Origin of the sequence: Streptomyces caniscabiei, from assembly GCF_014930365.1 — a bacterium.
In the GTDB taxonomy this organism is placed as follows: Bacteria; Actinomycetota; Actinomycetes; order Streptomycetales; family Streptomycetaceae; genus Streptomyces; species Streptomyces caniscabiei.
Window position 1 is genome coordinate 17,931 of the sequence record NZ_JABXWI010000005.1, and the last position, 26,329, is coordinate 44,259.

Genomic DNA, 26,329 nt, shown 5'->3' on the forward strand with positions numbered 1-26,329 from the left:
CGGCGGCGCAGAACTCCCGGCACGGTCCGGGCGCGACGGCGGCGTCCCTCCGCACGCTCTCCGAGGCGTCGTGCGGCATCCCGGTGGGGTTCGGTCGTCGGTAACCCAGTGTTCTCCGTCCGCTGGGCGGACCTCAGGGGCAAAAGGCACGGGGCGCCGGATACGGTTGGCACATCATGAGCGCTTCGCAGACCTCCTCTGACATCCCCACCCTCCTCGTCAAGATCTTCGGCAAGGACCGGCCGGGGATCACCGCCGGGCTGTTCGACACCCTCGCCGCGTACTCCGTCGACGTGGTCGACATCGAGCAGGTCGTCACCCGTGGCCGGATCGTGCTGTGCGCGCTCGTGACCGAGCCGCCCGCCGGGCAGGAGGGCGACCTGCGGGCGACCGTGCACAGCTGGGCGGAGTCGATGAAGATGCAGGCGGAGATCATCTCCGGCCTGGGCGACAACCGGCCCCGCGGTCTCGGCCGCTCGCACGTCACCGTGCTGGGCCACCCGCTGACCGCCGAGTCCACCGCCCGTATCGCCGCCCGCATCACGGCCACCGGCGGCAACATCGACCGTATCTTCCGGCTCGCCAAGTACCCGGTGACGGCCGTCGAGTTCGCGGTGTCCGGCACGGAGCCGGAGACGCTGCGGACCGCGCTGGTCACCGAGTCGGTGGCACTCGGCGTGGACGTCGCCGTGGTCGCGGCGGGGCTGCACCGCCGGGCGCAGCGCCTGGTGGTGATGGACGTGGACTCCACGCTCATCCAGGACGAGGTGATCGAGCTCTTCGCCGCCCACGCCGGGTGCGAGAAGGAGGTCGCCGAGGTCACGGAGGCCGCCATGCGCGGGGAGCTGGACTTCGAGCAGTCGCTGCACGCGCGCGTGGCGCTGCTGGAGGGGCTGGACGCCTCGGTCGTGGAGAAGGTGCGCAGCGAGGTCCGGCTCACGCCGGGCGCGCGCACGCTGATCCGTACGCTGAAGCGGCTCGGCTTCCAAGTCGGTGTCGTCTCCGGCGGGTTCACCCAGGTCACGGACGACCTGAAGGAGCGGCTGGGCCTCGATTTCGCGCAGGCCAACACCTTGGAGATCGTCGACGGCAAGCTCACCGGCAAGGTCGTGGGCGAGATCGTGGACCGCGCGGGCAAGGCGCGGCTGCTGCGCCGGTTCGCCGCCGAGGCGGGGGTCCCGCTGGCCCAGACCGTGGCCATCGGCGACGGCGCGAACGATCTCGACATGCTCAACGCGGCCGGTCTGGGCGTCGCCTTCAACGCCAAGCCGGTCGTCCGCGAGGCCGCTCACACCGCGGTGAACTTCCCCTTCCTCGACACCGTGCTGTACCTCCTCGGGGTGACCCGTGAAGAGGTCGAGGCGGCGGACACGCACGACGAGTAGCGGGGCCCGGCACAGCACGAGGGCCCGGCACCGCTGAGGTGCCGGGCCCTCCTCGTGCCGGATACCGGATGCCGGATGCCGGACGAGAGATGCCGGGTGCCGAGGATCGGCTACGCGGCGGAGTTACTCGGTGGGCGCCCAGTAGTCGGCCAGCGTGGTCACGCCCGGCTCCAGGCTCTTCCAGGCGCCCTCGAAGGTGAGCACGGCGTAGGCGGCGGCCGGGAAGCCGAGGCGGTTCATGCGCTCGCGGGCGTCGCCCTCGGAGCTGCCGGCGAGGATGTCGGCGAGAGCCTGGACCCCGGGGTTGTGGCCGATCAGCACGACGTTCTGCACGTCGTCCGGGGTTTCGTTGAGCAGGGCGATCAGCTCGCCGGGCGAGGCCTCGTAGATCCGCTCCTCGTAGACCGTTTTCGGTCGCTCGGGGAGTTCGTGGACGGCCAGCTTCCAGGTCTCGCGGGTCCTGACGGCGGTCGAGCAGAGGGCAAGGTCGAAGGGGATTCCGGAGTCGGCCAGCTTGCGCCCGGCGACGGCGGCGTCCATGCGGCCCCGGTCGGCGAGCGGCCGCTCATGGTCGGAAACTTGGGGCCAATCGGCCTTAGCGTGCCGGAAGAGGACAATCCTGCGGGATTCTGCGACGCTCATGCGTCCCAGCTTCGCACGAAACAGGCCACGGGGCGCAGGGAGTTGAAGTGCGGATACCCGAGACCGGTACATGTGCTTCCGGTGTGCCGGGCGCTCGTCACGGTGTGTGGCTCGCCAGGGCGTGCCGTATGCGCTCCACGAGGTCGGCGATCACGGGGTCGCCACTCGCGGCCTGGGCCTGCGCGGGGTCGGAGATCAGCAGCAGGAGCATGACGAAACCTACGGCGGGCAGGGCGATCGCCCACCAGGGCAGCCGGACGACGACGGCGCTCGTGGTCGCCGGGTGGGGTCGGGGGTGCGTACGGGCCGACATGCCGCCTCCGTGGTCTGCGAGTCCTCGTGGCCCGGTCCTCCGTGGGCCCTCGCGGGTCCCCTGCGGCCACATCTCGACGTTACGGAACGCGGGCGGTCCGACCCATCCGGTGATCCACCCACTTCACCCTGAGACTCGCCCCCTAGGGGACGGGGGGTTTTCCCCACCCCCCGGGCGGTCACGGTGAGGCGATGGCCGCGATGATCCCGATGACGACGAAGATGGCGAGGAACGAGCCGAAGACCACGAGCATCTTCTTCTGGCCGTTCTGGGGGTTCGGGTCGAGCACTGGCATGCGCCCAGTCTCGCACCCCGGGACCCCCGTCGGGCCGCCGGGGGTGCGCCTCAGCGGGCCGCCTCGTCCTCCACGACCCGGTCACGGCCCGCGAGGACGCCCGCGACGATCTGCGGGAGCATCAGCGCGGCCATGAGGGCGAGGGGCAGGCCCCAGCCGCCGCTGTGCTGGTACAGGACGCCGACGACGAGCGGGCCCGGGATCGAGATCAGATAACCCGTGCTCTGCGCGAAGGCGGACAGCTGGACCACGCCCGCGCCGGTCCTGGCCCGCATGCCGACCAGGGTGAGCGCCAGCGGGAAGGAGCAGTTGGACACACCGATCAGCAGCGCCCACGCCCAGGCGCCCTGGGCCGGGGCGAGGTGGAGGCCGCCGTACCCGAGGAGGCCGCAGACGCCCAGGGCGACGACGATCGGCCCCTGGTGGGGCAGGCGGGTGGCGAGCCGGGGGATCACGAAGGCCAGGGGCACCCCCATGACCATGGTGAGGGCCAGCAGCAGCCCAGCCGTACCCGCGGGGACCCCGGCGTCCCGGAAGATCTGCGCCATCCACCCCATGGTGATGTAGGCGGCGGTCGCCTGGAGGCCGAAGAAGACGGCGAGCGCCCAGGCCGTACGGCTCCGGGTGATCCGCAGGGCGGCTGCCGCCTCGCGCCCGGCCCCCGACGCTCCCCCGGCACCGCCCACCGACCCCGACGCTCCCCCGGCACCGCCCACCGACCCCGACGCTCCCCGGGGACCGTGTGCCGCCCCCGACGCTCCCCGGGGGTTCTCCGCCGAGCGCGCGTCCCGGGCCCGCAGCAGCGGGAGCCACGGGACGACGGCCGCCGTCGCGAGGAGCGCCCAGACGGCCAGCCCGGTCCGCCAACTCCCGCCCAGCGCCGAGGTCATGGGCACGGTGACGGCCGCGGCGGTCGAGGTGCCGAGGGCCAGGGCCATGGAGTAGAGGCCCGTCATGGAGCCGACGCGGTCGGGGAACCAGCGCTTGACGATGACCGGCATCAGGACGTTGCTGACGGCGATGCCCATCAGGGCGAGGGCGCTCGCGGCCACGAATCCGGCCGTGCCGCCCGCGTACGGCCGTATCAGCAGGCCGGCGGCGATCGCGGCCATGCCCGCGCAGACCACGGCGGCCGGACCGAACCGGCGGGCGAGCCGGGGCGCCATGACGCCGAAGAGGGCGAAGCAGAGCGGCGGTACGGAGGTGAGGAGCCCGGCGACGCTGCCGCTCATACCGAGTCCGGTGCGCACCTCTTCGAGGAGGGCGCCGAGGCTGGTGATGGCGGGACGCAGGTTCAGGGCCGTCAGGACGATGCCGACGACCACGAGACGGATCGTCCACGCGCGCGTGGCGGGCGCCGGGGGTTCGGACCCGGCCCGGTCGGACCCGGGTGCTTCGGACGGTGCCCGGCCCGGTGCGGATGTCGTCGTCGCGGTCTCCTGGCTCACCATGACACCCATCATAGAATCATAGGATGATTGGTTGTCCATGGCCCGACCGCACCCGGTCGGTCACTTCGTGCGAAGGTGTGCCATGCCGTTGAGCCATCCCCGTCGATCGGCGCTGTCCGAGCAGGTCATCGCCGCGCTGCGGAACCAGATCACCTCGGGCGAGTGGCCGGTCGGCTCCCGCATCCCCACCGAGCCCGAGCTGGTCGAGGAGCTGGGCGTCGCCCGGAACACGGTCCGTGAGGCCGTCCGCGCGCTCGCGCACAACGGCCTTCTGGACATCCGCCAGGGCTCCGGCACCTACGTCGTCGCGACCAGCGAGCTCGCGGGCGTGATGCACCGCCGCTTCGCCGACGCCGACCCGGGCCACATCGCCGAACTACGCTCCGCCCTGGAGTCGAGCGCCGCGAAGCTGGCGGCCGAGCGGCGCACCGAGAAGGACCTCAAGCAGTTGGACGCGCTGCTGGCGCGCCGCGAGGAGGCCTGGGCCTCGGGCGGCGCGGAGGCCTTCGTGACCGCCGACGCGACCTTCCACATGGCGGTCGTGGCCGCGTCCCACAACGACGTCGTGACGACGGTCTACGCCGACCTGGGCGAGGTCCTGCGGGACTGGCTCCGCGGTGACGTGGGCGAGGAGCTGACCCCGGAGACGTACATGGACCACGCCCGGCTGGTGGACGCGATCCGCGCGGGCGACGCGGAGACCGCCGCGGCAGAGGCGGCCGGCTATCCGTTCCACTGCCGTCCCGGCCGGGTCAGCCCTCCCCCCGCTGGTGGCTGAACCACACCGAGCCGACTTCCTTCCAGCAGCGCCCGGTGAGCCGTACCGTGCGCGCGGGACCGGCCTCGACCGCGGCGCTGTCGCTGTCGATGTCCCACCACCGGGCGCACTCGATGTGCAGCCGGACGTGGTCGACGGCCGCGTGGGGGTTGAAGCAGTACCCGACGACCTGGGAACCGGTGACGGTGCTGCGGCAGGCCGCCCCGAACGCGTCGGGCTTGTCGTCCGCCCCTACGCGCGCGGGTGACTTCCCGGTCTCCACGCGCGCGTACGGTGCCGATTCGGACGGAAGAGTGAGGACGAGAACCAGGGCGACGACAGCTGGGGCGATGCTGCGGAGGATGCGCACAAGGGGGACCTCCTCGGCCGAGTGGCTGAGCGGTGTACGTCCAGCGTGCGCGGCACCGGCCTCCGGCGGCCCGCCGGATGAGCCGAACGAGTGATGATCCCGGCGGACAGGAGTACGGCGAGGGCGCGCACCCGAATGGATGCGCGTCCTCGAACCGTGGCAGAGCCCTGTGGGTGACGCTCACGCGCCGATCGCGTGCAGCCCGCCGTCCACGTGGATGATCTCGCCGGTGGTCTTGGGGAACCAGTCGCTGAGCAGCGCGACGACACCACGGCCGGCCGGCTCGGGGTCCTTGAGGTCCCACTCCAGCGGCGAACGGTCGTCCCACACGGCGGCCAGCTCGCCGAAGCCCGGGATGGACTTGGCGGCCATGGAGGCGAGAGGGCCGGCGGAGACGAGGTTGCAGCGGATGTTCTGCTTGCCCAGGTCGCGAGCGACGTAACGGCTGGTGGCCTCCAGGGCGGCCTTGGCCGGACCCATCCAGTCGTACTGCGGCCAGGCGAACTTCGCGTCGAAGGTCAGACCGACGACCGAGCCGCCGTTCTGCATCAGCGGCAGGCAGGCCATGGTCAGCGACTTCAGGGAGTACGCCGAGACGTGCATGGCCGTGGCGACCGACTCGAACGGCGTGTTCAGGAAGTTGCCGCCGAGGGCGTCCTGCGGGGCGAAGCCGATGGAGTGGACGACGCCGTCCAGGCCGCCCAGCTCCTGGCCGACGATGTCGGCCAGGCGCCCGAGGTGCTCGTCGTTGGTGACGTCGAGCTCGATGACCTTGGTGGGCTTGGGGAGCTTCTTGGCGATGCGCTCGGTCAGCGTGGGCCGGGGGAAGGCCGTGAGGATGATCTCGGCGCCCTGCTCCTGGGCCAGCTTGGCGGTGTGGAAGGCGATGGAGGACTCCATCAGCACACCGGTGATCAGGACGCGCTTGCCCTCGAGGATTCCGCTCATGGTGATCAGTGACCCATTCCCAGTCCGCCGTCTACGGGGATGACGGCTCCAGTGATGTACGAGGCGTCGTCCGAGGTGAGGAACCGCACCGTCGCGGCGATCTCCTCGGGCTGCGCGTAACGACCGAGCGGCACCTGCTTCACGATGCCCGCGCGCTGCTCGTCGGTGAGCACCTTGGTCATGTCGGTGTCGACGAAGCCGGGGGCGACGACGTTGAAGGTGATGTTGCGCGAGCCCAGCTCACGGGCGAGGGAGCGCGCGAAGCCGACCAGGGCGGCCTTGGAGGCGGCGTAGTTGGCCTGGCCGGGCGAGCCGTAGAGGCCCACGACCGAGGAAATGAGGACGACGCGGCCCTTCTTGGCGCGCAGCATGCCGCGGTTGGCGCGCTTGACCACGCGGAAGGTGCCGGTGAGGTTGGTGTCGATGACCGAGGTGAAGTCCTCCTCGGACATACGCATCAGGAGCTGGTCCTTGGTGACGCCGGCGTTGGCGATCAGCACCTCGACCGGGCCGTGCTCGGCCTCGATCTCCTTGTAGGCCTGCTCCACCTGCTCGGGGTCGGTGATGTCGCACTTGACGGCCAGGCAGCCCAACTCTGTCAGGGCGGCCGGCGGCTCCCCCGAGCGGTATGTGATGGCGACCTTGTCGCCGGCGTCGGCGAACGCGCGGGCGATGGCGAGGCCGATGCCCCGGTTGCCTCCGGTGACGAGAACCGAGCGGCTCAACGGATCACCCTTTCCTTAGCGGTCTGAACGCCTGCCCGCATGCCTGGACGGCAGGCGCCTTCCCTCGAAACCTATCGGTCCACTTCCCCCGGCGGGCATTCGAGCTGTGACAGTGGCACGGGGTAGTCGCTGTGGGGTCCCTACAGAAAGCCCGCCGACCACAGCCGGAAAGATGTGGTCCGGCCGGCCGCGGGCGCGACATGATCGGATCCGACACGCCACGACAACCGTTCGGCGACAGGGAGACCTCGGTGCCTCATTCCATCGACGAAGCCTTCACGGCACTACCGCTGAGGGCATTGGCCGACGCCGCGCTCGCCCGCGCCCGTGCCCTCGGCGCCGAGCACGCCGACTTCCGGTTCGAGCGGGTGCGCAGTGCCTCCTGGCGGCTCAGGGACGCCAAGCCCGCCGGGTCGTCGGACACCACCGACCTCGGGTACGCGGTGCGGGTCGTGCACGGCGGGACCTGGGGGTTCGCGTCCGGGGTGGATCTGACGATGGACGCCGCCGCGAAGGTCGCCTCACAGGCCGTGGCCATGGCCAAGCTGTCCGCGCAGGTCATCAAGGCCGCCGGGTCGGACGAGCGCGTGGAGCTGGCGGACGAGCCGGTGCACGCGGAGAAGACCTGGATCTCCTCGTACGGGATCGACCCGTTCACCGTCCCCGACGAGGAGAAGACCGCGCTGCTCACGGAGTGGAGCACGCGGCTGCTGGCGGCCGACGGGGTCAACCACGTCGACGCCTCGCTGCTCACCGTGCACGAGAACAAGTTCTACGCGGACACCGCCGGGACCGTGACCACCCAGCAGCGGGTGCGGCTGCACCCGTCGCTGACCGCCGTGTCCGTCGACGAGTCCAGCGGCGAGTTCGACTCGATGCGGACGCTGGCGCCGCCGGTCGGGCGCGGCTGGGAGTACCTGACGGGCACCGGCTGGGACTGGGACGACGAGCTGGCACGCATCCCCGAGCTGCTCGCGGAGAAGATGCGGGCGCCGAGCGTCGAGGCGGGCGTCTACGACCTGGTCGTCGACCCGTCCAACCTGTGGCTGACCATCCACGAGTCCATCGGGCACGCGACAGAGCTGGACCGCGCCCTCGGCTACGAGGCCGCGTACGCCGGCACGTCGTTCGCCACCTTCGACAAGCTCAACAAGCTGAGGTACGGCTCCGAGCTGATGAACGTCACCGGTGACCGCACCGCCGAGCACGGCCTGGCGACCATCGGGTACGACGACGAGGGCGTGGCGGGGCAGTCCTGGGACCTGGTGAAGGACGGCACCCTGGTCGGTTACCAGCTCGACCGTCGTATCGCCAGGCTCACCGGGCTCGGCCGCTCCAACGGCTGTGCGTACGCCGACTCGCCCGGACATGTGCCGGTGCAGCGCATGGCCAATGTGTCGCTGAAGCCGGACCCGGCGGGGATGTCGACGGAGGACCTGATCGGCGGGGTCGACCGGGGTGTCTACGTCGTCGGGGACCGGTCCTGGTCCATCGACATGCAGCGGTACAACTTCCAGTTCACCGGCCAGCGGTTCTTCAAGATCGAGAACGGGCGGATCACCGGGCAGCTGCGGGACGTCGCCTACCAGGCGACGACGACCGACTTCTGGGGTTCGATGGCGGCCGTGGGCGGGCCGCAGACCTATGTCCTGGGCGGCGCGTTCAACTGCGGGAAGGCCCAGCCGGGCCAGGTCGCCGCGGTGTCGCACGGCTGCCCCTCCGCCCTCTTCAAGGGCGTCAACATTCTGAACACCACGCAGGAGGCCGGTCGATGAGCGTGCACCACGGGATCTGCTGGGGGTCCGGGGGTCGTCCCCCGGGCGAGCACAGCCTGAACACCACGCAGGAGGCCGGTCGATGAGCGGGCGGAACACCAAGGCGCACAAGCCGCACGAGATCGTCGAGCGGGCCCTCGAACTCTCGCGTGCCGACGGCTGTGTGGTGATCGCCGACGAGTACTCGACGGCGAACCTGCGCTGGGCGGGCAACGCGCTGACCACGAACGGGGTCACCCGGGGCCGGTCGGTGACGGTCGTCGCCACCGTCGACGGCAAGGAGGGCACCGCCTCCGGGGTCGTCTCGCGGGCCGCCGTCACGGCGGAGGAGCTGGAGCCGCTGGTGCGGGCCGCCGAGACCGCCGCGCGCGGCGCCGGTCCGGCCGAGGACGCCCAGCCGCTGGTCACAGGGGTGGCGCACTCCCCCGACTTCACGGACTCGCCCGCCGAGACCTCCTCCGCCGTGTTCACCGACTTCGCGCCGGCCCTCGGCGAGTCGTTCGCACGCGCGCGTGCGGGCGGCCGTGAGCTGTACGGCTTCGCCAACCACGAGCTGGTGTCGAGCTACGTCGGTACGTCCACCGGCCTCCGGCTCCGCCACGACCAGCCGAACGGGACGCTGGAACTGAACGCCAAGTCCCCGGACCGCAAGCGCTCGGCCTGGGCGGGACGCTCCACGCGGGACTTCAAGGACGTCGACCCGGCGGCCCTGGACGCGGAGCTGGCCGTGCGGCTGGGCTGGGCCGAGCGGCGGGTGCCGCTGCCCGCCGGACGGTACGAGACGCTGCTGCCGCCGACGGCCGTGGCGGACCTGCTCATCTACCAGATGTGGTCGGCGTCGGCGCGGGACGCGGCCGAGGGCCGGACGGTGTTCAGCAAGCCCGGTGGCGGCACCCGGATCGGCGAGCGGCTGACCGAGCTGCCGCTGACCCTGCGCAGCGACCCGAACGAGCCGGGTCTGGAGTCCGCGCCCTTCGTGCTGGCCCACTCCTCCGGCGGCGACAGCTCGGTGTTCGACAACGGGCTGCCGCTGACGGCGACCGAGTGGATCAGCCGGGGCGAGGTCGCGCATCTGCCGACCACCCGGCACAGCGCGGGCCTGACCGGGCTGCCGGTGGTGCCGACGATCGGCAACCTGATCCTGGACGGCGGTGAGGACCGCTCCCTGGCGGAGATGGTCGCCGACACCGAACGGGGGCTGCTGCTGACCTGCCTGTGGTACATCCGCGAAGTCGACCCGGCGACGCTGCTGCTGACCGGCCTGACCCGCGACGGGGTGTACCTCGTGGAGAACGGCGAGGTCACGGGCGAGGTCAACAACTTCCGGTTCAACGAGTCGCCGGTGGACCTGCTGGGCCGGGCCACGGAGGCGGGCCGCACGGAGAAGACACTGCCGCGCGAGTGGAGCGACTACTTCACCAGGGCCGCGATGCCCGCGCTGCGGGTGCCGGATTTCAATATGAGTTCTGTCAGCCAGGGCGTATAACCTCGTACCTGATTACGACCCGAACGAGGAGACACGAGAACCGTGACGGACATCGTCGACGAGCTGAAGTGGCGGGGACTGTTCGCCCTGTCCACCGACGAGGACGCCTTGCGCAAGGCGCTCGCGGACGGTCCCGTCACGTTCTATTGCGGTTTCGACCCGACCGCGCCGTCCCTGCACGTCGGGCACCTGGTGCAGGTGCTCACCGTGCGCCGGCTCCAGCAGGCCGGTCACCGGCCGCTGGCGCTGGTCGGCGGTGCGACGGGCCTGATCGGCGACCCCCGCCCGACGGCGGAGCGCACGCTGAACGACCCGGAGACCGTGGCCGGCTGGGTCGGCAAGCTGCGCGGCCAGATCGAGCCGTTCCTGTCCTTCGAGGGCGAGAACGCGGCCGTGATGGTCAACAACCTCGACTGGACCGAGGGCCTGTCGGCCATCGAGTTCCTGCGGGACATCGGCAAGCACTTCCGCGTCAACAAGATGCTGACGAAGGACTCCGTCGCCCGCCGGCTGGAGTCCGACCAGGGCATCAGCTACACCGAGTTCAGCTACCAGATCCTCCAGGGCATGGACTTCCTCCAGCTCTACCGGAGGTACGGCTGCACGCTCCAGCAGGGCGGCAGTGACCAGTGGGGCAACCTCACGGCCGGCCTGGACCTGATCCACCGCCTGGAGCCCGGCGTGGAGGCGCACGCGCTGGCCACTCCGCTGATGACCAAGGCGGACGGCACCAAGTTCGGCAAGACCGAGGGCGGCGCCGTCTGGCTCGACCCGGAGATGACCACGCCGTACGCGTTCTACCAGTTCTGGCTGAACGTGGACGACCGGGACATCACCCGGTACATGCGGATCCTGTCCTTCAAGTCCCGTGCGGAGCTCGAGGAGCTGGAGAAGCAGACCGAGGAGCGGCCGCAGGCGCGGGCCGCGCAGCGGGCGCTGGCCGAGGAGCTGACGACGCTGGTGCACGGCGCCGCCCAGACGGCCGCCGTGATCGCCGCGTCCCGGGCCCTGTTCGGTCAGGGCGAGCTGGCGGAGCTGGACGAGAAGACGCTGGCCGCGGCGCTGTCCGAGCTGCCGTCCGCGAAGGTGACCGAGCTGGCGCCGGTCGTGGATCTCCTCGCGGAGGTCGGGCTGGTGCCGAGCAAGTCCGCGGGGCGGCGGACCGTGAAGGAGGGCGGGGCGTACGTGAACAACGTGAAGGTCACCGCGGAAGACGCCGTGCCGGCGTCGGAGGACCTCATTCACGGGCGGTGGCTGGTGCTGCGGCGGGGGAAGAAGAACCTGGCCGCGGTCGAGGTCATCGGGGCCTAGGCGCGAGCGAGTTTGCCGGGGCATAGGCGCCGTAGGGGCGTGGGTGATCTGGCGAGTGCCGCTTCGGCGTAGTTGCTCGCGCAGTTCCCCGCGCCCCTTTCGGGGGCTCAGGTCCGCTGTTTTCTCTTGCCCAGGGTCGCCATGTACGCCATGTCGCCCAGGGCCACGATGGCGATCGCGGCGACCAGCTGGAAGATGTGGCGGCTCCAGTCGATGCCCGCGGTCTCCTCGACACCGAAGCCGCGTGCGATCGCGTTGCCGACGACGGCGCCCAGCATGCCGAAGATCGTCGTCAGCCAGAGCGGGCTGTGCTGCTTGCCCGGGAGGATCGCCTTGGCCAGCAGGCCCAGCACGAATCCCACGATGATCGCCCACAACCAGCCCATGGCTGCCTCCTCGTACGGCTCGACGTGAGCATTACGCCCAGTCTCGGCCCGCCTGCGGTACGCCGCATGTCGGGCACGGCCGTACGCGACGCGGCGCATTTCCTCCACTCTCCGTGGAAGGTGACCCGGTCTCGTAGGCGGCGCAGACGCGGCGTAACGTGGAACGTGTCCGGACCGTGTTCCTGTGGCGGGCACGGACGGGCCCGGGCCGGGGAGCGTCCGATACAGGCGGGTGGTGGAACGTGATGCGGAAGCAGCACAACGTCGAGGTCTTCCGGATCACGGGTGCCCGGCAGGGCCTCGCCGACGACGTCCGCGGCCGGCAGCGCCGCTACATCATCTCGATGTCCGTGCGCACCCTCGCGGTGATCGCCGCCGCGGTCCTCTGGAACGTCGAACGGCACGTCGCGGTCGTCGCGCTGGTGCTCGGCGCTGTGCTGCCGTACGTCGCCGTGGTGATCGCCAACGCGGGCCGGGAGAACGCGCCCTCGCTGCCGTCCACGTTCGTCAGGGCCCCCATGCGACCGATGATCACGCCGCCCGCGGAATCCGTCGCGGAGGACGCGGCGGCCGATTCGGCGGGGCAGAGGCGGAGCGAGCCGCGCGAGCGGGCCTGAGCGCGGGCCGTCCGGCAACCTCGGCGAAGCGGAATCCGGCCACCCGCCAAGCTCAAGAAAAGCTCAGATCAATCATGTAGTTCCTGTGCCGGGCAGAGGCCCACCCGTGACATACTTCGAGAGCGCTCCGCATCCCCCGTCGGAGCGACAGACCGACGCCGGGCAGCTCCCCCCGTGGCTGCTCGGCGTCGCCTTTTCTGCGGCTAGGGTCGACGTCGTGAACATCCTCAACGTCCCCGGGTCCGATCCTTCCTCCCCCATCTGTTCGGCCAAGGGGTGTCGGGCCGACGCGGTCTGGGTGCTCGCCTGGAACAACCCGAAGCTGCACACGCCGGAGCGGCGCAAGACATGGCTCGCGTGCGACGAACACCGGGAGCATCTGTCGCAGTTCCTGGGGGTGCGGGGGTTCTTGAAGGACGTGGTGAAGCTGGACGACTGGGAGGAGTCGGCGCCGTAGGACCGCTCAGCCCCCGATCGCCGACATCGGCCGGTCGGGCTGGACGAACGACGGGTCGTCGAGGCCCGCGCCCGCCTTCTTGCCCCACATCGCCAGACGCCAGATGCGGGCTATCTCCTCGTCCGGGGCGCCGGAGCGCAGCGCGGCGCGCAGGTCGGTCTCCTCGCGGGCGAAGAGACAGGTGCGGACCTGCCCGTCGGCGGTGAGGCGGGTGCGGTCGCAGGCGGAGCAGAAGGGGCGGGTGACGGAGGCGATGACGCCCACGCGGTGGGGGCCGCCGTCGACCAGCCAGCGTTCCGCCGGGGCGGAGCCGCGTTCGTCCCGGCCCTCGGGGGCGAGGTCGAAGCGGGTGCGCAGGGAGGTAAGGATGTCGCCCGCGGTGACCATGCCGTCGCGCTTCCAGCCGTGCTGGGCGTCCAGGGGCATCTGCTCGATGAAGCGCAGCTCGTAGTCGTGCTCGACGGCCCAGGCGAGGAGGTCGGGGGCCTCGTCGTCGTTGAGGCCGGGCATCAGGACCGAGTTGACCTTGACCGGGGTCAGACCGGCGTCGCGGGCGGCTTCGAGTCCTTCGAGGACGTCCTTGTGGCGGTCGCGCCGGGTGAGGGTCTTGAAGACGTCGGGGCGCAGGGTGTCCAGGGAGACGTTCACCCGGTCCAGGCCGGCCGCCTTCAGGGCCGTCGCCGTGCGCCTGAGGCCGATGCCGTTGGTGGTGAGGGACATCTGGGGGCGAGGGGCGAGGGCCGCCACACGCTCCACGATGCCGACCAGGCCGGGGCGCAGGAGCGGCTCCCCGCCGGTGAAGCGGACCTCCTCGATGCCCAGGATCCGGACGGCTATGTCGATGAGACGGACGATCTCGTCGTCGCTCAGCAGGTCGGGCTTGGCCAGCCACTGCAGGCCCTCCTCGGGCATGCAGTACGTACAGCGCAGATTGCACCGGTCGGTCAGCGAGACCCTCAGGTCGGTGGCCACTCGGCCGTAGGTGTCGATGAGCACGTGGGCCCCCTCCCTCGCGGCGGATCACAATTGTTCGACATCTGCGAGCCTACGTGACCGCGCCGACAACATCACCGGCCCGATCGCACAAGACGCGGCGAGGGGCCGCCGTAGAGATCTACGACGGCCCCCTCGTGACGGCGTCCCCCGGCGGAGCTAGTGCGCTCCGGTGCCCGTGAGGGAGCGGACCTCGAGCTCCGCGTACTTGGCCTCGTCGGGCTTCTCCTTGGACAGGACCGTGCCGAGGAAGCCCATGAGGAAGCCGAACGGGATGGAGATGATGCCCGGGTTCTTCAGCGGGAACCAGGCGAAGTCGACGTCCGGGAACATCGCCTTCGGGTCGCCGGAGACGACGGGCGAGAACAGCACCAGGCCGACGGCGACGATCAGACCGCCGTAGATCGACCACAGCGCGCCCTGGGTGGTGAACCGCTTCCAGAAGAGGCTGTAGAGGATCGTGGGCAGGTTGGCGGAGGCCGCGACCGCGAAGGCGAGGGCGACCAGGCCGGCCACGTTCAGGTCGCGGGCGAGGGCGCCGAGACCGATGGAGACGATGCCGATGAAGACGGTCGCCCACCGGGCCGCGCGGACCTCCTCGGCGCCGGAGGCCTGTCCCTTGCGGATGACGTTGGCGTAGATGTCGTGCGCGAAGGACGACGACGAGGCGAGGGTGAGGCCGGCGACCACGGCGAGGATCGTCGCGAAGGCCACCGCGGAGATGGTGGCGAGCAGGATCGCGCCCCAGGCCGAGTCGATGCCGCCCAGGTGCAGGGCGAGCAGCGGGGCCGCGGTGTTGCCCGACGGGTTGGAGGCGATGATCTCGTCCTGGGAGATCAGCGCGGCGGCGCCGAAGCCGAGGGCGATGGTCATCAGGTAGAAGCCGCCGATGATGCCGATGGCCCAGTTCACGGACTTACGGGCGGCCTTGGCGTTGGGCACCGTGTAGAAGCGGATCAGGATGTGCGGCAGGCCGGCGGTGCCGAGGACCAGGGCGATGCCGAGGGAGATGAAGTCCAGCTTGGAGGTGCCGGTCGCGCCGTACTGGAGGCCGGGCTCCAGGAAGGCGGCGCCCTTGCCGCTGTTCTCGGCGGCGGTGCCGAGCAGATCGGAGATGTTGAAGTTGAACTTCAGCAGCACCAGGAACGTAATGAGGATCGTGCCGCCGATGAGGAGGACGGCCTTCACCATCTGGACCCAGGTGGTGCCCTTCATTCCGCCGATGGAGACGTAGACGATCATCAGGATGCCGACGAGGGCGACGATGAGGATCTTGCCCGCGTCGGAGGTGATGCCGAGGAGCAGCGAGACGAGGACGCCCGCGCCCGCCATCTGGGCCAGCAGGTAGAAGATCGACACGACGATCGTGGAGGTGCCGGCGGCGGTGCGGACGGGGCGCTGGCGCATGCGGTACGCGAGCACGTCGCCCATGGTGTAGCGGCCGGAGTTCCGCAGGGGCTCGGCGACCAGGAGCAGGGCGACCAGCCAGGCGACCAGGAAGCCGATGGAGTAGAGGAAGCCGTCGTAGCCGAAGAGGGCGATGGCGCCCGCGATGCCGAGGAACGAGGCGGCGGACATGTAGTCGCCGGAGACCGCGAGGCCGTTCTGGAAGGCGCTGAACTGGCGGCCGCCCGCGTAGAAGTCGGCGGCGTCCTTGGTCTGGCGGCCGGCCCAGATGGTGATGCCCAGGGTCGCGAGGACGAACAGCGCGAAGAGGGTGATGATGAGCGGCCTGTGCTCGCTGGCCTCGTTGGCCGCGAGGATCGTCTGCGTTGCGGGGCTCATGCGCCGCCCTCCATCCGGGACTTGATCGCCTCGGCCTTGGGGTCGAGCTTCGCGGCGGCGTGCTTCGAGTACCACCAGGCGATGAGGAACGTGGTGACGAACTGTGCGACGCCCAGGACGAAGGCGACGTTGATGTTGCCGAAGAGCTTGGTGCCCATGAAGTCGCCCGCGTAGTTGGAGAGCAGGACGTACAGCAGGTACCAGGCGATGAAGCCCACGGTCAGCGGGAAGGCGAACGAGCGGTAGGAGCGGCGCAGTTCGGCGAACTCGGCGCTCTCATGGACCGCGGCGAACTCCTCGGGTGAGGGGAGGTGATGCTCGGCCTTCGCTGGGGGCGGTGCGTCGGTTGCCACGGAGTCTCCTCGCGTCTCCGCCGCGTTCGCGACGGTGGATGGTGACCTCTTCGCCGTCGGATCGGGGGACGGACTGGGTGCGGACATGGGGTCGGTTCTGTTCCTTCGGTGACGGGCGCACGATCGTGCTCGGGCTCCCTGCTCAACGTCACGGCGGGGCGCGAGGACCGGTTCAACCGTGCGTGTTTCTTTCGAAAACCGATTCGGAAACCGTGGCGGGGTCCGATGCGTGGCCGACTCCCGACCGACGCGTCGGCCGATCCGTGACGGCGCGTGGCCGAAGTGCGCCCGATGCGGAAATGGCCAGGAGATGCGGCGACTTCGAGGGTTACCCCTCTACTTCCGCCTCCCGCCCGTGAAGTCATTGCTGGCCGGCGACGACCAGAGATAGCTTCGAGCTGCACCACCAACGTCATGTACCTGCCCAGGCACACGTGTGTCTCGGGCCGGTTTCTTTGAGAATGATGTGGAGATCACATGGCTCATCTGCGCTCCAGGCGACGGCTCGCCCTCGCGGTGCCGGTCGTCCTGTCGCTGACCGCCTCGCTCGGTTTCCTGCCGGGTGTCGCCTCGGCGGCCCCGTCCGCGGAGTCCACCGCCGCGACCGCGGAGGGCCCGAACCTGTCGTACGTCGTGAACACCAAGACGGACAAGCGCACGATCGCCAAGGTGCAGAAGGCGATAGCCGAGGCCGGCGGCAAGACGGTGGTCACGTACGCCAAGATCGGCGTGATCGTGGTCCACTCGACCGACCCGGCCTTCGGTGCGAAGATCCGCGCGGTGCGTGGGGTGCAGTCCGCCGGTGCCACCCGGACCTCGCCACTGACCCCCGCCGGTACGACGGACGTGGGCGCCGTCGACATGCTGACGGACGCGGAGGCCGCGAAGGTGAAGGCCGCCTCGGCGGACATCCCCGACGCCGAGCCCCTCGAGGCCGACCAGTGGGACCTGCGGGCGATCGGCGCCGACAAGGCCGCGAAGATCGACGACGGCAGCAGGAAGGTCACCGTCGCGGTGATCGACACGGGCGTCGACGACACCCACCCGGACCTCACGGCGAACTTCTCCAAGTCCCAGTCCGCCAACTGCGACGGCGGTGTCGCGGACACCAGCGAGGGCGCCTGGCGGCCGTACACCGTGAACGACTACCACGGAACGCACGTCGCCGGTGAGATAGCCGCGGCCCGTGACGGCGTCGGCGTCGCCGGTGTCGCTCCGGGCGTGAAGGTCTCCAGCATCAACGTGACCGACCGGACCAGCGGTCTGTTCTACGCCGAGAGCGTCGTCTGCGCGTTCGTGTTCGCCGCCGACAAGGGCGTGGAGATCACGAACAACAGCTACTACGTCGACCCGTGGCTCTACAACTGTGTGGACGACCCGGACCAGGAAGCCATCGTCGACGCGGTGAACCGGGCCCAGAAGTACGCCACGAGGAAGGGCACCCTGCACCTGGCCTCGGCCGGCAACTCCAACCACGACCTCGCCTCCGACGCGATCCTGGACGCCTCCAGCCCCAACGACACCACGCCGGTCGAGCGCACCATCGACCCGAGCGAGTGCTTCGACGTCCCGACCCAGCTGCCGGGCATCGTCACGGTCAGCGCGACGGGCGTGAAGAACGAGAAGTCGTACTACTCCACGTACGGCAACGGCGTCATCGACATCGCCGCGCCGGGCGGCGACGCCCGCTACCAGATCCCGGACACGCCGTCGAAGAACGGCCGCATCCTGTCCACCATGCCGAACGGCGCCTACGGCTACCTCCAGGGCACCTCGATGGCGTCGCCGCACGCCGCCGGTGTCGCCGCGCTGCTGAAGTCCACGCACCCGTGGGCGTCCCCGAAGCAGCTGCAGAAGCTGCTGAAGGCCCAGGCGGACGAGCAGGCCTGCCCGACGTCGTACGACCAGAACGGCGACGGCGTCCAGGACGCGGTTTGCGAAGGCAGCCCCAGCGTGAACGGTTTCTACGGGTTCGGCATCGTCAACGCCCTGAAGGCCGTCAAGTAACCCGGTCGACGAGCAGCCACGACGAACTGGAGACAGCATGACAGCGCCGCCTCTCGAGCGCTCCCGTCGTCTGACCGCGATCCCGCTGGGGATGGCCATGGCGACCGCGCTGGTCGTCGTACCGAACGTCACGGCCTCGGCGGCCGAGTCGTCCGGGTCGGTCGCGTCGGCCGGGCGGGCCGACGCGACCGGGCTCAGCTACGTCGTCAACGTGCGCGCGGGGCACGGGCCCTCCGCGCACGTGAAGAAGGCGATCGCTCAGGCCGGCGGCACGATCGTGACGTCGTACGACCGGATCGGTGTGGTCGTCGTCCACTCCACGAATCCCGGCTTCGCCGCGGAGATCCGTGAGGTGCGCGGGGTCCAGTCGGCCGGTGCCACCCGCACCGCGCCGCTGCCCGCGCAGTCGACCACCGACGTGGGCACCCCGAGGGTGCTGACCGCCGAGGAGATCGCGGACGTCGAGGCCGCGGACGGGCAGGACCCGCTGGAGCCGTTGCAGTGGGACCTGCCGGCCATCAAGGCCGACAAGGCCCACGAGGTGTCGCTCGGCAGCCGGGACGTCACGGTCGCCGTCATCGACACGGGGGTCGACGACACGCACCCGGACATCGCGCCGAACTTCGACCGCGACGCCTCCGTCAACTGTGTGACGGGCAAGCCCGACACCACCGACGGGGCCTGGCGGCCGGGGCCGACGGAGAGCGCGCACGGCACCCATGTGGCCGGGGAGATCGCCGCCGCGAAGAACGGCGTCGGTGTCACGGGTGTGGCGCCCGGGGTCAGGGTGTCCGGCATCAAGGTGTCCACCACCGCCGGCTTCTTCTACACGGAGGCCGTGGTCTGCGGCTTCATGTGGGCCGCCGAGCACGGGGTGGACGTCACCAACAACAGTTATTACACCGATCCCTGGTACTTCAACTGCAAGCACGACCCGGACCAGAAGGCGCTGGTGGAGGCCCTCGGCCGGGCGACGAAGTACGCGGAGAGGAAGGGCGCGGTCAATGTCGCCGCGGCCGGCAACGAGAACTACGACCTCGCTGCCGACGAGATCACCGACCCGGTCTCCCCCAACGACTCGACCCCGTCGGACCGGGTGGTCGACCCGTCCGAGTGCCTCGACATCCCGACCCAGCTGCCGGGTGTCGTCACGGTCGCCTCCACCGGCGCCAAGGGCATCAAGTCGTCCTTCTCCAACCACGGTCTGGGCGTCGTCGACATCGCCGCACCCGGCGGCGACTCGACCCGCTTCCAGACCCCGGCCCCGCCCGCCACCAGCGGCCTGATCCTGGGCCCGCTGCCCGGCGGCACCTGGGGCTACATGGCCGGTACGTCGATGGCGTCGCCGCACGTCGCGGGCGTCGCCGCGCTCATCAAGTCGACCCATCCGCACGCCCCGGCCGCCCTGGTCAAGGCGCTGCTGTACGCCGAGGCCGACGCCACGCCCTGCACCGACCCGTACGACATCGACGGGGACGGCAAGGCCGACGCGGTCTGCGAGGGGCCGAAGAACTACAACGGCTTCTACGGCTTCGGCACCGCGGACGCGCTGGACGCGGTGACCAGGTAGGGGTCTCCACGGAAGTCGGGCCGGGCGGTGGTACACCGCCCGGCCCTTTCGTTGCGTAGGTTCGGATCATGACTGACATGGATGATGTGTGGGCGGCCCTGGGCGGCGATCCCGCTCTGCTGCCGAGGGTCTCGACCGTCGTACGCGGCGGGGTGCTCGACGCCCGGCTGCCGGTACGGGAGCTGGCGCGGACCTGCGTCGGGGTGTGCGCGCTGGCGGCGGCCGAACTGGGGGCGCGCCGGGCCGGGCTCGCCGAGGTCCCCCGGGTCCGGGTGGACGACGGGGCGGTCGGCACGGCCTTCGTGAGCGAACGTCATCTGCTGGTCGACGGGCGGGCGCCGGTCAACTTCGCGCCGCTGTCGCGGTTCTGGCGGACGGCGGACGGGTGGGTGCGGACGCACGCGAACTATCCGCATCACCGGGAGCGGCTGCTGTCCGTGCTGGGGGTGCGTGCCGATGAGCTGCCCGACGAGGCAGTGCCCGCCGTGGGACCGGCGCTCGCCGAACGGTCGTCCCTGGAGGTCGAGGAGGCCGTGTGCGCGGCCGGGGGGCTGGCGTTCGCCCTGCGGACGCCGAAGGAGTGGGCGGCGCACGAACAGGCGGCGGCCGTGCGGGAGCGTCCGCTGATCGAGTGGCGGCGGTGGGACGGCGCCGACGCGCCACGCGCGCGCGTGCTCGATGCCGGGGCGGAGGTGTCCGCGCCGGCCGCCGGGGTGCGCGTCCTGGACCTGACCCGGGTCATAGCGGGACCGGTGGCCACGCGGACGCTCGCCCTGCTGGGCGCGGACGTGCTGCGGATCGATCCGCCGGGGATGCCCGAGATCCTCGACCAGCACGCCGACACGGGCTTCGGGAAGCGGTCGGCCACGCTCGATCTGGGTGCGGACCCCAGGGCCTTCGAGGCGCTGCTCGCCGAGGCGGACGTCGTCGTCACCGGGTACCGGCCCGGCGCGCTGGACCGGTTCGGGCTGTCGGCCGAGGCACTGGTCGAGCGCCGGCCCGGGCTGGTCGTGGCACAGCTCTCGGCGTGGGGCGCGTACGGCCCGTGGGCGGAGCGGCGGGGCTTCGACAGCCTGGTGCAGGTGGCCACCGGCATCGCGGCGGTCGAGGGTTCCGCGGAGCAGCCGGGCGCGCTGCCCGCGCAGGCGCTGGACCACGGGACGGGGTATCTGCTGGCGGCGGCCGTACTGCGGGCACTCACCGAGCGGGCGGACGGGGGCGGCGGCCGCGTCGTCCGGATGGCACTCGCGCGTACGGCGGCCTGGTTGACGGACGGCGTCGAGCCCGGCCCCGGCGGGCACGCGGGCTACGACGGGCCGGAGGCGTGGCTCGCCGAGCGGGACAGCCCGCTGGGACGGCTGCGGTACGCGCGGTCGCCGGTCTCCTACGAGGGCGGACCGGGCGACTGGGCTCGGCCTCCGGGGCGTTGGGGCGCGGACGAGGCGCGCTGGCGGTGAGTCACCTCAAGCCCTGAACCGCCGGAAGCCCTGAACCATCGGAAGCCTCGAACCGTACGTATGGGCGGAATATCGAACTGCCAGTTGTTTTCCGGCACTTGCCCGGTTCTGGTACGACTGGTGAACTTTCCGGGGTGAGCCTGACGAGACGGACGACGGAGGAGACGGACGCCACGCACGCGGCGGGAGGGAAAGCCGACGGGCCCGAGGGGCGGGCCGGGGGCGAGGCCGGGCGGGCCGTCGTCGCCCTCGTCCTGGTGGCCGTGGCGGCGTTGATACCCCTGTTCGGCCCGCGGGTGGCGCTCGACGGCACGGGTGAGGCCGGGGCGCCCGGCGCCGGCGGGGTCGCCCTGCTGCGGACGGTACTGCTGGCGGCGCTGTGCGTGCCGGTCGGCGAGCTGTTCGTGGCCCGGCTGGCGCGACGGGTGCCCGGCGCTCCCGGGCAGGCGCCGCGCAGTTGGGCACCCTGGGCGGCGGGGGCCGGTTTCGTGGCCTCGCTCGGGCTGGCCTCGGTCGTGGCCACCGGCAATCTGGTGCCGGACTCCCCCGCCGACATGGACGTGGGCGGCCTCCACGAGACCCGGGACGGCACGCTCGCCCTCGTGGAGGTCAACGCCTTCGCGGCGGCCGGTCTGCTGGCGCTGTCCCGGCGGCCCGCCGCCCAGGCGCTGCCCCTGGCCGCCGTCGTCGTCGCGGAGGCGCTGCGCGCCCACCCGAGCGCCGACCACCACGACCCGCTGGTCGGCACCGGTCTGACCCTGGTGCACCTGACGTGCGCGGCCCTGTGGGTAGGCGGACTGCTGCACGTGCTGCGGACCCTGCGCACGCACGCGTGGCGCTCGTCGGGGCCGGCCACCGCGTTGCTGGGCCGCTACGCGCGCGTGGCCGCCGCGCTGCTCGCCGCCGTCACCGCCAGCGGGGTGTGGAGCACACTGCGCCGGATGCCGCCGGGCACGGTGCTCGACCAGCTGACGGAAACGGCGTACGGGCGCGCCCTGTTCGCCAAGGTCGTGCTGGTGGCCGCCGTCGCCGTGCTGGCCCTCCGGGCGCGGCTCCGGCTGCGCCGCGCGGCCGACGACCCCCTCGGCGCCTGTGCTCCCGCGCGCGTGGAGGTGGTGCTGCTGGGCGCGGTCGTGGCGGTGTCGGCGCTGATGACGGCCCTGCCGCTGCCGATCCGCTGGTGAGAGGGCGGGGGCAGGGCGGGAGGACCGCCCCGTTCACACCGTGGGCCGGGGCACCTCGTCCTCCGCCGGGGTGGACGGGGGACGCGCGCCGGAGGTGCCGAGGACCCCTCGGGTCAGCAGGTACTGGGCCGCCAGGTAGGTGAGCATGATCCACAGGTCGGGGCGGGGCGGCTGCGGCCACTCGGCGACGCCGGTCGCGATGAGCATGTCCGACACCACGAAGAGCGCGCCGCCGAGCCCCGCAACGGGCCCGAGCCGGGCGGCGGCCCACGCCATCGTGGTCAACAGGGCGCTGTAGCAGGCGACGGGCAGCCGCAGCTCCGCCGGCAGACCGGGCCAGAGACCGACGACGGCGACGACCAGGGCGAGGGCGTACGCGACGCCGTACGCGACACCGGACGCCGCGCGGTACGTGGACTGTCCGGACCTGCCGGGTCCGGTGGGTCCGGTGGGTCTGGCGAACAGCACGAGGTAACAGACGTGGCCCGCCGCGAAGGAGCCCATCCCGGCGAGGAAGGCCGGTTCGGCGTCGGAGAGGAGCATCACGTCGCCGCCCCAGCCGAACAGCAGCGCGGCGAGCAGCGGTCGGGGCGCGCCGCGCGTGTATGCGTACGCCGCGAGCAGGGGCATCAGCAGGGGCTTGGCGGCGAGGTGCCCCGCGTCGAAGCCGACGGCCAGGGAAGCGAGGTCGACGCCGGCGGCGACCCCGAAGGCGACGAGGAGGGCGGTCCCTCTGTCCCGCCTCACGCGACGGTCTTCGAGGGCGGGGCCGATGGTGAGGAGGAACTGGGAGAGCTGGAGGAACCGGAGGAGCCGGCGGAATCGGGGAGGTCGGCCGACGACGGCTGCGCGGGCTTCCAGCCCGGTCCCCCGAAGACCCGCCCCGCCCGTTCCCCCCAACCGCTCGCCCTCCTCAGGTCCTTGGCGATGGCGACGTACTCGTGGGTGGCGACCCGCAGCGGGTTGTATGTGTCGATGTTCTTCGTCAGGCCGTACACCGGTCGCTCGGTCTCCTCGACGAACGAGCCGAAGAGCCGGTCCCAGACGATGAGGATCCCGCCGAAGTTGCGGTCCAGATAGCCGCCCTGGGAGGCGTGGTGGACCCGGTGGTGCGAGGGCGTGTTGAAGACGAACTCGAAGGCGCGGGGCAGCTTCCCGATGCGTTCGGTGTGGATCCAGAACTGGTAGACGAGGTTGGCGGAGGAGCAGAAGGCGAGCGCGGCCGGGTGCACGCCGAGGGCGATGAGCGGGACGTAGAAGGGCCACACCGTCCAGGTCGTCCAGGGCTGCCGGAGGGCGGTGGTGAGGTTGAACTTCCGGCTGGAGTGGTGGACGACGTGACAGGCCCAGAGGACGCGGATCACGTGGTGGCCGCGGTGCGACCAGTAGTAGAAGAAGTCCTGCGCGAGCAGCATCAGCGGGATCGTCCACCACAGGACCGGGACGCGCAGCGGGGTCAGTTCGTGGACGGCCGTGTAGATCGCGACGATCGGGATCTTCCAGAGGAAGTCGAAGGCGAGGCTCCCGAGCCCCATGCCGACGCTCGTCGCGGCGTCCTTCGTCTCGTACCCCGCGGCATCGTCGTCCGGATGGATCCGGACACTGATCACCTCGATCACGGTGAGCAGCACGAAGGCGGGTATCGACCACAGCACGACATCGGGCAGGTTCGGCATGGGGGCACGGTAGATCCGCTGGTCGACGGGGGCTAGACGTTGTTACTGACAAGTATTTCCGGCGGTACGCGCTTGCTTCTTGGCGCTCCTCGCCAAAGCGGGGGGTGAGGGGAGAGCTGTCGCCCCGTCACTTGTGCGGCGCCACCGCCGGGTAACGAGCTGTCAGTCCCGGCCCGTATCCTCAGGGACCATGCTCGAAGACCACACGACCGCAGCGTCGCAAGCGCCTTGGCCGGCCGCGTATCCCCAGGGGTACGCGGTCGTGGACGTGGAGACGACCGGGCTGGCCCGGGACGACCGGATAATCTCCGCGGCTGTGTACAGACTGGACGCGCGGGGCGAGGTCGAGGACCACTGGTACACGTTGGTCAACCCGGAGCGGGATCCGGGGCCGGTGTGGATCCACGGGCTGACGAGCGATGTGCTCGAAGGGGCACCGCTGTTCAAGGAGATCGCGGAGGAGTTCTCGTCGCGGCTCGCGGACCGGGTGCTCGTCGCGCACAACGCGGTGTTCGACTGGTCGATGATCGCCCGGGAGTACGCGCGCGCGGAGACCGAGGCGCCGGTGCGGCAGCGGCTGTGCACGATCGCGCTGTCGAAGGAGCTGGCGCTGCCGCTGCCCAACCACAAACTGGAGTCGCTGGCGGCGCACTTCGGGGTGGTGCAGCAGCGGGCGCACCACGCGCTGGACGACGCGCGGGTGCTGGCGGAGGCGTTCCGGCCGAGTCTGCGGGCCGCCGCCGCGGGGGGTGTACGGCTGCCGCTGCACGAGTGCCGGCCGCTGACCGAGTGGCGGGACAGCCCGGCCACGCCCCGCATCGGGCAGCAGGCGGGTCACGGCGGCGGTCAGGGTGGGGGTTACGGCGCTTACCGGCCCACCAGTTGGCGCCCTTCGCGGAAGCGGCCCGCATGCCCCTATCCCAACCCCGGGCGCTTCGAGGACGGCAAACCGCTCAAGCAGGGCATGCGGGTCGCCTTCTCCGGGGACACCTCGATCGAACGCGATCTGCTCGAGGACCGCGCGATCGAGGCGGGTCTGCATGTGGCGACGACTCTGTCCCGGGTGACCAGTCTGCTCGTCACCAACGACCCCGACTCGAACACGTCGAAGGTCGTCAAGGCCCGGCAGTACGGGACACCGGTGGTGGACGAGGCCGCGTTCGGGCAGTTGCTCCGCGATGTGGCGCCCGCCGACGAGTGACCCGTACGGACGGGTGATTGCCGGGCGACTCGCCCGGCGCCCGCTCGCCCGCGCGGCGGCGACGGCTCACCCTGTGGCGCATGGCGAGATGCGAAGTTTGCGGCAATGACTACGGAATGACCTTCGAGGTCCACGCCCAGGGCGCGGTGCACGTCTTCGACTGCTTCTCCTGCGCGATCCACCGCATGGCCCCCATCTGCGAGCACTGCCGGGTGCAGATCATCGGCCAGGGCGTCGACGTCGACGGCCACTGGTACTGCGGCGCCCACTGCGCGCGGGCCGAGGGGAAGGCGGGCATCGTCGACAAAGTCTGAACACCTGCGAGTGCGCACCCGCCCGAACGCACCCCACGACCGAGTTGTACGGTCGTGGGGTGTACCGCTTCCTGTTGTCCCGGCAGTGGGTGATCCTCGCGCTGCTCGCCCTCGTCCTGGTCCCGACCATGGTCAGGCTGGGTATCTGGCAGATGCATCGCTACGAGGAGCGCAGCGCGCGCAACCAGCTCGTCGCCGAGGCACTGGCCGCGAAGCCGGTCCCCGTGGAGCGGCTGACCTCCCCCGGGCACACCGTCACCAGCGCCGAGCGCTACCGCACGGTGACCGCGAAGGGCCGGTTCGACACCGATGACGAGGTCGTCGTCCGCCGACGGGTCAACGCCGACGACGAGGTCGGCTTCCACGTCCTCACCCCGTTCGTGCTCGACGACGGCAGGGTGCTGCTGGTCAACCGGGGCTGGATCCCCGCGGACGCCCCGAGCCAGACCACGTTCCCCAAGATCCCCGCGCCGCCGGCCGGCGAGGTCACCGTCACCGGGCGGCTGATGCCCGACGAGACGACCGAGGCGAGCGGCATCAAGGATCTCCAGGGCCTGCCGGACCGGCAGATCATGCTGATCGACAGCGAGCGGGAGGCGGAGCGTCTCGGCGTCCGGGTCCTCGGCGGCTATCTCGCGCAGACCGCTCCCGAGCCCGAGGGTGACACCCCGGAGCAGCTCGACAGCCCCGGCAACGAGAACGCCGCGCTGAACTACGCCTACGCCCTGCAGTGGTGGCTCTTCGCCCTGGGTGTTCCCATCGGCTACGTCGTCCTCGCCCGCCGGGAGCGCCGCGACCGCGCCGAGGCGGCGGCCGCGGCGGAGGCCGAGGACGACAAGGAGACGGCACCGACCCCGGTGTAGGTGCCGGC

General features: G+C 71.1%; 27 protein-coding genes. 14 read left to right on the top strand and 13 right to left on the bottom strand.

Features of this window, described 5'->3' with window-relative positions; genetic code table 11:
* The first annotated feature begins 176 nt into the window (after window positions 1-176).
* Entirely contained in the window at window positions 177-1,385 is a 1,209-nt protein-coding gene (gene serB / locus HW837_RS15160; RefSeq protein WP_045560790.1) for a phosphoserine phosphatase SerB, read from the top strand.
* 123 nt (window positions 1,386-1,508) lie between these two features.
* On the opposite strand, the gene HW837_RS15165 is transcribed toward serB, so the two are convergent.
* The 4 genes from HW837_RS15165 to HW837_RS15175 form a co-directional block, all read right to left on the bottom strand.
* The gene (locus HW837_RS15165; protein WP_045560791.1) at window positions 1,509-2,027 is read right to left on the bottom strand and encodes a SixA phosphatase family protein; all 519 of its coding nucleotides are present in this window, start codon (window positions 2,025-2,027) and stop codon (window positions 1,509-1,511) included.
* Window positions 2,028-2,124: 97 nt separating this feature from the next.
* Entirely contained in the window at window positions 2,125-2,340 is a 216-nt protein-coding gene (locus tag HW837_RS15170) for a hypothetical protein (protein ID WP_045560792.1), read from the bottom strand.
* 178 nt (window positions 2,341-2,518) lie between these two features.
* The gene (locus HW837_RS49595) at window positions 2,519-2,635 is read right to left on the bottom strand and encodes an SGM_5486 family transporter-associated protein (RefSeq protein WP_093788503.1); all 117 of its coding nucleotides are present in this window, start codon (window positions 2,633-2,635) and stop codon (window positions 2,519-2,521) included.
* A gap of 50 nt (window positions 2,636-2,685) precedes the next feature.
* A complete protein-coding gene (locus HW837_RS15175; RefSeq protein ID WP_237270215.1) occupies window positions 2,686-4,086 on the bottom strand; it encodes a CynX/NimT family MFS transporter in 1,401 nt (466 codons plus the stop codon).
* 82 nt (window positions 4,087-4,168) lie between these two features.
* Here HW837_RS15175 and HW837_RS15180 point away from each other — a divergent pair, with 82 nt between their 5' ends.
* Window positions 4,169-4,864 carry a FadR/GntR family transcriptional regulator gene (locus HW837_RS15180; protein WP_045560794.1) on the top strand — a complete coding sequence of 232 codons (696 nt, stop codon included), beginning with the start codon at window positions 4,169-4,171 and terminating at the stop codon, window positions 4,862-4,864.
* Here HW837_RS15180 and HW837_RS15185 read toward each other — a convergent pair.
* The 3 genes from HW837_RS15185 to fabG all read right to left on the bottom strand — a co-directional run bounded on the left by HW837_RS15185 (window position 4,839) and on the right by fabG (window position 6,886).
* Complete coding sequence (locus HW837_RS15185; protein ID WP_045560795.1) at window positions 4,839-5,213, bottom strand: hypothetical protein; 375 nt, start codon at window positions 5,211-5,213, stop codon at window positions 4,839-4,841. The two genes, HW837_RS15180 and HW837_RS15185, sit on opposite strands and share 26 nt — an antisense overlap.
* A gap of 180 nt (window positions 5,214-5,393) precedes the next feature.
* Window positions 5,394-6,161: an enoyl-ACP reductase FabI gene (gene fabI, locus HW837_RS15190; protein ID WP_193381632.1), complete on the bottom strand. Its 768-nt coding sequence runs from the start codon at window positions 6,159-6,161 to the stop codon at window positions 5,394-5,396.
* 5 nt (window positions 6,162-6,166) lie between these two features.
* Window positions 6,167-6,886, bottom strand: coding sequence for a 3-oxoacyl-[acyl-carrier-protein] reductase (gene fabG / locus HW837_RS15195; RefSeq protein ID WP_045560797.1), 720 nt, complete (start codon window positions 6,884-6,886; stop codon window positions 6,167-6,169).
* A gap of 251 nt (window positions 6,887-7,137) precedes the next feature.
* Here fabG and HW837_RS15200 point away from each other — a divergent pair, with 251 nt between their 5' ends.
* From HW837_RS15200 to tyrS, 3 genes are all read left to right on the top strand, one after another.
* On the top strand, window positions 7,138-8,661 hold the full coding sequence (locus tag HW837_RS15200) for a TldD/PmbA family protein (RefSeq protein ID WP_045560982.1): 1,524 nt from the start codon (window positions 7,138-7,140) through the stop codon (window positions 8,659-8,661).
* An 82-nt stretch (window positions 8,662-8,743) separates the two neighbouring features.
* Entirely contained in the window at window positions 8,744-10,147 is a 1,404-nt protein-coding gene (locus HW837_RS15205) for a TldD/PmbA family protein (protein ID WP_045560798.1), read from the top strand.
* Window positions 10,148-10,189: 42 nt separating this feature from the next.
* Window positions 10,190-11,458 carry a tyrosine--tRNA ligase gene (tyrS, locus tag HW837_RS15210; protein WP_045560799.1) on the top strand — a complete coding sequence of 423 codons (1,269 nt, stop codon included), beginning with the start codon at window positions 10,190-10,192 and terminating at the stop codon, window positions 11,456-11,458.
* 107 nt (window positions 11,459-11,565) lie between these two features.
* Here tyrS and HW837_RS15215 read toward each other — a convergent pair whose 3' ends face one another.
* Window positions 11,566-11,844: a GlsB/YeaQ/YmgE family stress response membrane protein gene (locus HW837_RS15215; protein WP_045560800.1), complete on the bottom strand. Its 279-nt coding sequence runs from the start codon at window positions 11,842-11,844 to the stop codon at window positions 11,566-11,568.
* 245 nt (window positions 11,845-12,089) lie between these two features.
* Here HW837_RS15215 and HW837_RS15220 point away from each other — a divergent pair, with 245 nt between their 5' ends.
* Together HW837_RS15220 and HW837_RS15225 are read left to right on the top strand one after the other, a co-directional pair.
* A complete protein-coding gene (locus HW837_RS15220) occupies window positions 12,090-12,461 on the top strand; it encodes a DUF3099 domain-containing protein (RefSeq protein ID WP_045560801.1) in 372 nt (123 codons plus the stop codon).
* A 217-nt stretch (window positions 12,462-12,678) separates the two neighbouring features.
* Entirely contained in the window at window positions 12,679-12,918 is a 240-nt protein-coding gene (locus tag HW837_RS15225) for a hypothetical protein (RefSeq protein WP_045560802.1), read from the top strand.
* Between the two features lie 6 nt (window positions 12,919-12,924).
* Here the strand turns inward: HW837_RS15225 and moaA are convergent, their stop codons facing one another.
* The 3 genes from moaA to HW837_RS15240 all read right to left on the bottom strand — a co-directional run bounded on the left by moaA (window position 12,925) and on the right by HW837_RS15240 (window position 16,049).
* A complete protein-coding gene (gene moaA, locus HW837_RS15230) occupies window positions 12,925-13,914 on the bottom strand; it encodes a GTP 3',8-cyclase MoaA (protein WP_045560803.1) in 990 nt (329 codons plus the stop codon).
* Window positions 13,915-14,070: 156 nt separating this feature from the next.
* Entirely contained in the window at window positions 14,071-15,696 is a 1,626-nt protein-coding gene (locus HW837_RS15235) for a solute symporter family protein (RefSeq protein WP_045560804.1), read from the bottom strand.
* Window positions 15,693-16,049, bottom strand: a complete 357-nt coding sequence (locus HW837_RS15240) for a DUF485 domain-containing protein (RefSeq protein WP_045560805.1) — start codon at window positions 16,047-16,049, stop codon at window positions 15,693-15,695. Before HW837_RS15240 ends, HW837_RS15235 begins: the two co-directional genes overlap by 4 nt.
* Window positions 16,050-16,526: 477 nt before the next feature.
* Between HW837_RS15240 and HW837_RS15245 the strand changes: the two genes are divergently transcribed.
* From HW837_RS15245 to HW837_RS15260, 4 genes are all read left to right on the top strand, one after another.
* The gene (locus tag HW837_RS15245; RefSeq protein WP_093788493.1) at window positions 16,527-18,056 is read left to right on the top strand and encodes a S8 family peptidase; all 1,530 of its coding nucleotides are present in this window, start codon (window positions 16,527-16,529) and stop codon (window positions 18,054-18,056) included.
* A 37-nt stretch (window positions 18,057-18,093) separates the two neighbouring features.
* Entirely contained in the window at window positions 18,094-19,626 is a 1,533-nt protein-coding gene (locus tag HW837_RS15250; RefSeq protein ID WP_045560807.1) for a S8 family peptidase, read from the top strand.
* A 68-nt stretch (window positions 19,627-19,694) separates the two neighbouring features.
* The gene (locus HW837_RS15255; protein ID WP_045560808.1) at window positions 19,695-21,083 is read left to right on the top strand and encodes a CoA transferase; all 1,389 of its coding nucleotides are present in this window, start codon (window positions 19,695-19,697) and stop codon (window positions 21,081-21,083) included.
* 134 nt (window positions 21,084-21,217) lie between these two features.
* Entirely contained in the window at window positions 21,218-22,267 is a 1,050-nt protein-coding gene (locus HW837_RS15260) for a CopD family protein (protein WP_390623566.1), read from the top strand.
* Between the two features lie 33 nt (window positions 22,268-22,300).
* Here HW837_RS15260 and HW837_RS15265 read toward each other — a convergent pair whose 3' ends face one another.
* Entirely contained in the window at window positions 22,301-23,014 is a 714-nt protein-coding gene (locus HW837_RS15265; RefSeq protein ID WP_193381630.1) for a lysoplasmalogenase, read from the bottom strand.
* On the bottom strand, window positions 23,011-23,943 hold the full coding sequence (locus HW837_RS15270; protein ID WP_193381629.1) for a sterol desaturase family protein: 933 nt from the start codon (window positions 23,941-23,943) through the stop codon (window positions 23,011-23,013). Before HW837_RS15270 ends, HW837_RS15265 begins: the two co-directional genes overlap by 4 nt.
* Window positions 23,944-24,133: 190 nt before the next feature.
* On the opposite strand from HW837_RS15270, the gene HW837_RS15275 reads away from it, so the two are divergent.
* From HW837_RS15275 to HW837_RS15285, 3 genes are all read left to right on the top strand, one after another.
* The gene (locus HW837_RS15275) at window positions 24,134-25,144 is read left to right on the top strand and encodes a DEDDh family exonuclease (protein ID WP_093788487.1); all 1,011 of its coding nucleotides are present in this window, start codon (window positions 24,134-24,136) and stop codon (window positions 25,142-25,144) included.
* Between the two features lie 80 nt (window positions 25,145-25,224).
* A complete protein-coding gene (locus HW837_RS15280) occupies window positions 25,225-25,458 on the top strand; it encodes a hypothetical protein (RefSeq protein ID WP_078853751.1) in 234 nt (77 codons plus the stop codon).
* A 59-nt stretch (window positions 25,459-25,517) separates the two neighbouring features.
* On the top strand, window positions 25,518-26,321 hold the full coding sequence (locus tag HW837_RS15285) for an SURF1 family cytochrome oxidase biogenesis protein (RefSeq protein ID WP_093788485.1): 804 nt from the start codon (window positions 25,518-25,520) through the stop codon (window positions 26,319-26,321).
* Window positions 26,322-26,329: the final 8 nt, after the last annotated feature.